The 6,210-nt window shown below is 44.5% G+C and carries 5 protein-coding genes; 4 read left to right on the forward strand and 1 reads right to left on the reverse strand.

Features of this window, described 5'->3' with window-relative positions:
• From R8N49_RS24055 to R8N49_RS24070, 4 genes are all read left to right on the forward strand, one after another.
• Positions 1 to 999, forward strand: a 999-nt coding sequence (locus R8N49_RS24055) for a host specificity factor TipJ family phage tail protein (protein WP_318190104.1), incomplete at its 5' end; no start/stop codon positions are given.
• Between the two features lie 64 nt (positions 1,000 to 1,063).
• Positions 1,064 to 3,079 carry a hypothetical protein gene (locus tag R8N49_RS24060; protein WP_318190105.1) on the forward strand — a complete coding sequence of 672 codons (2,016 nt, stop codon included), beginning with the start codon at positions 1,064 to 1,066 and terminating at the stop codon, positions 3,077 to 3,079.
• A gap of 3 nt (positions 3,080 to 3,082) precedes the next feature.
• Positions 3,083 to 3,343 (forward strand): hypothetical protein, encoded by a 261-nt coding sequence (locus R8N49_RS24065; RefSeq protein WP_318190106.1) that lies wholly within the window; start codon positions 3,083 to 3,085, stop codon positions 3,341 to 3,343.
• Between the two features lie 285 nt (positions 3,344 to 3,628).
• Entirely contained in the window at positions 3,629 to 3,994 is a 366-nt protein-coding gene (locus tag R8N49_RS24070) for a hypothetical protein (RefSeq protein ID WP_318190107.1), read from the forward strand.
• Positions 3,995 to 4,332: 338 nt separating this feature from the next.
• Here R8N49_RS24070 and R8N49_RS24075 read toward each other — a convergent pair whose 3' ends face one another.
• Positions 4,333 to 5,295 (reverse strand): integron integrase, encoded by a 963-nt coding sequence (locus R8N49_RS24075; protein WP_318190108.1) that lies wholly within the window; start codon positions 5,293 to 5,295, stop codon positions 4,333 to 4,335.
• Positions 5,296 to 6,210 lie beyond the last annotated feature (915 nt).

Consider the following 6,210-nt stretch of genomic DNA (forward strand, 5'->3'; position numbering starts at 1 on the left):
GATGGCAGTTACGCCGAGCAGGCGACTCGTTCGATTGCCGATGCGGTCATCGATGCGTGTCGGAATAACGTCTATGGAGCAGGCTTGGAAGACGATGCGATTGATATCGATACGCTCATCGCCTATCGAGATAAATGGGCGTCGCGTGGTGATTACTGTGATGGATTGTTTGATCAGCCTACCGCTTTTTGGGAAGCGCTGGGCAAGCTGCTAGAAACAGGGCGATCTTATCCTCGTATCGAGCTCGGTACCGTCAGTATGTGGCGGGATGAACCAAGGGAAGCGCTGTGTAAGCCGTACTCGCCCGTCAATATGACGCCAGACAGTTTCTCGGTGGACATCAGCTTACCGGAAGATGGCGATTACGATGGTGTCGAAGTCGAGTGGTTTAACCCGCTATCGAGAAAATCCGAGACGGTGCTGTGCACGTTACCAGGACAAGAAGGTTACAACCCTAAACCGCTAAAGCTGAACTTTGTTACCACAGAGGAACAAGCCGAACGGGAAGGGATGTTTCATGCTGCCGTGCAAGCGTATCGCCGCACCAACATCGATTTCTCGACCGACATGGATGGCTGGGAGTCGAACTATGGCGATGTCGTGCCCGTGGCGCACGATGCCGTAGACTGGGGCGCGTCTGGTCAAGTCATCGAAACGCTCAATGCTGGCGATGGCAACCAATATCTTCAGCTTTCCGGCCTGCTGGAATGGGAAGAAGGTAAACAGCATTACCTGCTGTTCAACAGTGGCAACAAGGGAACACACGGCCCGTATCGAGTCAACCCGACTGAAGCGCCCGACATTGTCATCCTGGTCGATGAACCTACAGAGAAGGTGTATGCCGTAGGCGAAAAGGGACAGAAGCCAAGCGAATACATGTTTGGCCAAGCCAACCGGATGTATAAAAAATGCATCCTGCAGAAGGTTAAACAGAAAGGCGAGTTCGAGGTGGGATGCGCCGCCATAGAAGACGACCCTCGCGTGGATGCCTACGCCTAACAACCCATCAAATCAATTACCCAATGCCCAGCTATCACGCTGGGCTTTTTTATGAGGTTTATTCATGACCCAGAATATTGAACAGCGCACCGAAGCCGCGGTTAGCAAGTATGAAGGTGCTGCTGGGAGAGTTTATGAGTTCGCTAACTCTCAAAACGAACAGATGGCCGACGAACCAAATACAAGGACGATAAAAGGTCTTGAAATTCTGGCCAAGGATGTCATTTCGTCTTCAGTTGCGAATACCCTCGACAAGAGCTATCTCGGCACCTGGCAACAAGGGAGTACCACCTTCAACAGCTTCAATGAATACGCGGTGTTTAACGGCCAGGCTTATAAGCCGAAAAACCAGAGTGGTATTGAGTTTCCGTATGTGGCTCAGGGTAGCGATCCCACTCAGGCTCCTGATTCGGCTTTTATGCAGCCATTTAGCGACATCAACAGTGATAATCTATCTGATACCCCGATCAATGTACCTGGAGAGACAAACCCTCGTCCTTTATCTATGCGATTTGGCAGATTCATTGCCGTTGATGACTGGGGGATCAGGCCATACAACACGCCGGAGCAGAACTCGGATGCCTTTGAAGTTATGCTGTTATTCGCTCCAAGGGCAGGTAGCGGTACCTCTCAAAGTCTCGGGTTAGTGTTATTTGAGCGTGGAGAGTATCAGTTTGCCAGATCATGGGAATTAAAAGTCCATGCAATCTTTGAGGGGATGAGCTCAGGCCACAATGGTGTGTTAGCGTGGACGACGATAAGCTTTAGCGGTGATGATGATAACGCCATCACTGTAAACCGATACAACACATTAAACGGCGATGTTGAGGATGTACCATCTGGCCGAGCGGACGGCACAGAGTTCAGAAATCTAACGATTAACCCGAGAAGCCGAGTTGCTTATAAAAATGGTGTCTGGTTTAGAGCTCGCGCGGTGCTTAAGGGATGTCAGATTACCGGATTTGGTGGGTGGGGACTTAGGATTGTCGCGTCAGCAGTGACGTCAGATAACTCTGTGCTTGGTAACGCTAACAACTGGATACTCGATGGTTGTGTAATATCAGGGAATGGTACCGCAGGTGTATATCCGACCGGAGGTATGTTCGTTGATGGAGCAGATGTAAACATAGGTTCAGCAAAAGATGTAGACATTTCTAGCAACTATGGATTCGGCTTATTAGAAAGCTCATTTTTGGGTAATACCTATGTTGCTTGTCATTTTGCAACAAATGGTAAAGCGAGTGGTAATGGCGCATCGCAAGTATCACATAACGGTAACCGATACTATCTTGTTGATACCTCGGATGGTATCGGCGCACTTACCGAACCTGGGACTGATAATGATGTGTGGAGGTTCTACGGAGTTGGAGGTGTGCATACTACATACCCAGCGTGGTCAAATTCCGGGGATTACTCAGTAGGTCTAGGCATTTTATCTGACAATGCTAATGCGCGTAATGAATTCTTTGGTTGCTACACTGAGGGTGGTCAACCACGACCAAAACTACAGGCACCAGACAAAGTTTGGGGTGGGATAATGTCTGGAGGCGGCGCTGGTTTTGATGAAGACAGTAATGGCCTAGTATTTGGTGCTACAACAAACGGAACACTTTTATCTCCTGTAATCTCGATACTCAGCGCACTTAGTCAAGTAACTATTGGTGGTTCAATAGGAGACAATCAATACGCTCTCGGATTAAGCGAAACAGATGGTAACGCAAACGGCATCACTATGCAGAATCGCTCTGGTCAGTGGGGTTGGAGTTACGCAAACCAAGGATTAAGACACGGTTTTTATACGGATACGACCACAGAGGCTGCGGGTAGAGGTGTGCCAGTTGCACCAAATACACCGTTCATGGATGTCTGTATCCTCGGTTCTGGCAGTACAAAAAGACATTTCGGGCGCGCAACCTGGACAACAGGAACGTCATTCCCTACATCAGGTGAATATGCAAAGGGCGAAACGTATTTCTTTTCTAGTACAAATGCGGGTGGCTACATTGGCTGTGTGTGTACCGTAGCCGGTGAGGCTGGGTCAACAGCCGTATTTAAATACTTTGGACAGATAGAGGCTTAATAGATGGCAATACTAGCAAACGTACAAACAAAACATGGTGAAGATAGAGAACTGTATGTGCGAATTAATAATGTTGAAGCATCGAACCACGGCGTGAAATCCAGCGTCTTGTTCCGTGGATTCCTTTCTCAATCCGCCTTCAATGATGGGTATCATTATCTCTATGAAGAGGTCATTGAGCTAATCGTTGATCCGGCCTCGCCCATTTGGGAGCAGGCGTATCTAGCGTATAAGGCAAAATATCCAGGATGCATTGATGTATAAGACAAATTGCCTTCGGTAGTAACAATATTAACCAAGAATGGCCACTGCATTGCGCGGTGGCCTTTTTTTTATTTCCTCTCCAATTACTTATCCTCAGCACCACCCTCCACTTATAAATCCTACAGTTCATTCCGAACGGTAGTCCTCTTTGGGCAACAGTTTTGCTGCAGGATGTCGAGCCATGCTAATCGCACAAGGGTTATGCAATCAAATCAAGTTATTACATACATTTATAGAACCATATGCAATAATGTGCGCTCAATATTAATAACAATAAGGTTTAATATGAAAAAGGTACTATTGTCTATTGCAATTGCAGGTTCTTTGCTATCTACAGGCTGTGCGCAGCGTGTTGCCGATTTTACATTAGCTTCGACGAAGAACGTCGATCTGAATGGTGGTAATTTTGTTAAGGGGCCTCGCGTAAGTGGTGAAGATTCAAAGCCAGTAGTTATATTTCCTCTAGGGATTCCTAGTGTAAAAGAAGCTGCTGACAATGCTATCGAGCACGATAAGTGCGCTGTTGGCTTGACTGACGTTACAGCTGATTCAAAGGTTTTCTCGTTCCTGTTTGGGTTTATCGCTTATGAGGTTGAAGGTGACTTAATTATCGACAAGTCTAAACCTGGATGTGAAAGCTGGCACGGATAATAACTTGATGGATGGGGAGTATCTAAATGGTACTCCTTGTCTGGACTTATTTAAATTAGTTAGAACTAAATCTATTTGATCCAAAGCTACGATACTATTAAATCTTACAGGTTACTCGAATCCAGTTTATGCCTAAAAATGTGTCGCGAAGTTCATTTGAGCTTCTGCCCCTCCTACCACACTCGATCTGACTCTTTCTTGTTGCAAGAAATGGGGCAGATTTGGGGCAAATTAAGCATGCATTTTTGAGGATTTAGGGTTTGCTGTGATCATTAAATAATTGAAGCTGAGTAATTAGATGTGATGTATTCTGTTTTAACTTGTTGATTTTAAGTTATTTATTTTAATTCTACCAATTGCGGTGCACTTTTGTGGTTGACATGATGAATCTCAGTGTAGATTTGTGTGGTTTTTACATCAGTATGCCCTAATTGTTCCTGAACAGTTCTAATGTCTGCGCCAGATTCCAATAAATGCGTGGCAAAACTGTGTCTTAGTGTGTGGCAAGTTACAGTTTTCTCAATGCTTGCGTCGCTTGCCGCGCGCTTTACAGCTCTTTGTATTGCGCTTTCATTGATATGATGCCTTCTGAGTTCACCAGTGTCTCGATCTGCGCTTAACTTTGTTGATGGAAACAAAAAGTGCCAGTTAAAATCTAGCTCCGCTTTTGGGTATTTACGTCGTAAACCTTCAGAGATATATACGCCCGCATAACCAGGCATGTGCCTATCTTTAAAGTAGTAGTTTCTTGCTAAATTAACTTGAGCTTTGAGTGGTTCATGTAGTTCTTTGGCTAATGTGACTGTACGATTTTTACCTCCTTTTCCTTGCCAAACGCGAACTGCACCATAATCATAATCGATGTCTTGAACTCTTAAGCGTAAACATTCCATAACTCGAAGCCCGGAGCCGTAAAGTAGCTGAATATGGAGTCTATACCTCGGGTCGATATGCTGAACGAATCTTCGGATCTCCTCCCTGGTTAACACAACGGGAAGTTTCTTTTCGGTCAAGGATTTCTGAAATCTCATATCAAGTGATAGTGGGGTTTTAAAATAATCACGATATAAAAATGATATTGAGTTCAGCGCCAAAGCTTGCGTTTTTACCGCAACTTTTTCTTCTACCGCTAAGTAACTCAGAAATTGAATGACATCATCTTCTGCTAGTGTTGATGGGTGGGCGAGCTGGTGAAAAGTGATAAAACGTTTTATCCAAAAAAGATAACTTTCGATAGTTTTATTCGCATAATGACGAGTAAGCATGTGCTGTTTTACACTAAGTAAAAACTGACTTTTCATGATAAATTAACCTGTTTATTTATACAGCCCCGTTAATGTATCACCACTTTTGAAATTAGCGTGCTGTGCGCCGCCTAATTGCGCGCGCCACCACACATATTCATACTGTTTTTCTATTTGTTTCATGCATATAAGTGCTACGATTGATAGCGCTTTTGATAAGAAAGAAGGCGGTAGCCTGCCAGAAAAACGGCAAATCGCCGTATAGAAAGCGTTAGCACTGGGTTGGCATCAAAGGCTAAAAGTTTCTGTTTTTATTGGTTTCTTTTCCTCGCTTTACACCTGATCAAATGTGCCTTTCAGGTTCGCTCCGGTGGCACTAGATGTGAAGTTTTCGCTTTGAGTTTATCGTTTACGGTTTCTAACTTTCGGGCTATTTCTCTGGCGTGGTTTCTTTGGTGCTGAGAAATTTTCGGTAAAACAAGCGTTTCTTTGTCGTTGTTGTTCAAGTTCGAAGCCCGTATTCTTTGCTAAATTGAAGGCGGTGAAAAAGTGCAGTTTCGCATGTTTTTTTTCTAGCCAACTTACGTCTTGAAGTTTGTTTTTAGTTTGGCAGTTGTCCGTTTGGTTTCAGTGTTTTAAGCCATAAATTTAGTGCTATATTTCAATGCGTTGGTGTGTTTCAAAGGCTTTATGGGTAGCGTGCTAACAAACAATTCAAGAGGGATTCGTAACGCGTGGCATTTTTACTATGCGTTAATTTTAGTGATTAAGGTGGTTTGCAGCGGCGTCGGTGTTGCGTTACTCACCCCTTAATTGGGCGTTAGCTATTTATAGGAATCGTCACTTATTAATCTTTATCCACTATAGGAATTGTTGTGATAGACAGGGCAATCGTATGAAAGTTCCCATTTTTAAAGGGCTCTCGTCAAATTAGTATCTTCTAATTTACAAGGCGTTTCTTCTACATTCATC

Source organism: Vibrio sp. 1978, assembly GCF_033344345.1.